At 70.0% G+C, this 1,105-nt stretch carries 2 protein-coding genes; one reads left to right on the top strand and one right to left on the bottom strand.

The window, feature by feature from the left end; genetic code table 11:
• Positions 1-100: 100 nt before the first annotated feature.
• Positions 101-823 carry an alanyl-tRNA editing protein gene (locus G7A99_RS20535; RefSeq protein ID WP_163143724.1) on the bottom strand — a complete coding sequence of 241 codons (723 nt, stop codon included), beginning with the start codon at positions 821-823 and terminating at the stop codon, positions 101-103.
• Between the two features lie 40 nt (positions 824-863).
• On the opposite strand from G7A99_RS20535, the gene G7A99_RS26000 reads away from it, so the two are divergent.
• On the top strand, positions 864-1,105 hold a 242-nt coding region (locus tag G7A99_RS26000), incomplete at its 3' end, for a GntR family transcriptional regulator (RefSeq protein ID WP_205599963.1).

Below are 1,105 nucleotides of genomic sequence, written 5' to 3'. Positions count from 1 at the left end.
CCGAAGCGCGCGCCGGAGGCGGTGAGCATGACGTTGTTCGGCCCCGGCGTGGCGGACAGGGCGAAGGCGAACAGCGCGGCGGCGAGGGCGTTCTCCAGGGTCATTCCGCCACCTCCGTCGCGGCCTCGTCGATCAGCGCCACGCGCCGGGCGCGCCGGCTCTTCTTGTGGATCCGGGCCACGCGGATGCCCGCGAGCTCGCCGGTGGCCCGCACATGGGTACCGCCGCAGGGCTGGCGGTCGAGCCCGTCGATGGTGACCACGCGCAGCGTGTCCCCCTCGCCCGGGGCGGCGCGGCGCGTGTATTCGCCGCCCCGGGCGCCGTCCTCCTCGCGGGCATGGACAGGACGGTCCTCGCCGATCACGCGCTGGAGTGCGGCGTCGAGGTCCTCCCGGCGCAGGCCGGATTCCGGCAGGTCGAAGTCGATGCGCCCGCGCCCGGCGTGGATCGCGCAGCCGGTGACCGGCGCGTCGACCAGGGCGCAGAGCACGTGCAGTGCGGTGTGCATGCGCATGTGGCGGTACCGGCGGGCCCAGTCGATCACGAAGGCGACCGTGTCCCCGGCCTGCAGGTTGCCCGGGTCCGCGACCTGGTGACCGATACGCAGGCGGCCGGGGAGGTAGCGGGTGTCCGTCACCCGCAGGGTCGCGCCCGCGGCGGTCTGCAGGGTGCCGGTGTCACCCGGCTGGCCGCCGCCCTCGGCATAGAAGCCGGTCTCGTCCAGCACGATGCCCCGTTCGGTGACCGCGACGACCCGCGCCTGTCCGTCCCGGCGATAGGCGTCCTGCTCGAAGCGGCGGCGTGTCGGGGTCGGCGTGTTCATCCCGGTTCTCCAGTGAGCAATAGTGACAATTTTTCGGTAAATGGATACAATTTCATCAATTAATCCGATACAAATAGAGAATAATCGCCAACTTTTTGATGTAAAGAAGATTTTTGTTATGGATACAATTTGGGTGCCCGACCTCTCCGATCACGCCGGCCCCCGCTACCGGGCCATCGCCGAGGCCGTTGCCCGGGCGGTAGCTGCCGGCGAGCTGGCCGTCGGCGACCGGCTGCCCACCCATCGCGCGCTGGCCGATGCCCTTGGCGTGACCGTCGGCAC

It is taken from the genome of Arhodomonas sp. KWT (genome assembly GCF_010993615.1).
The sequence above is the reverse complement of the archived record's forward strand: the minus strand, read 5'-3'. Positions and strand labels throughout refer to the sequence as shown.

Bases quoted from the DNA above. Each gene is read 5' to 3' on its own strand.
- G7A99_RS20535 (WP_163143724.1), bottom strand. From the start codon at position 823: ATGAACACGCCGACCCCGACACGCCGCCGCTTCGAGCAGGACGCCTAT.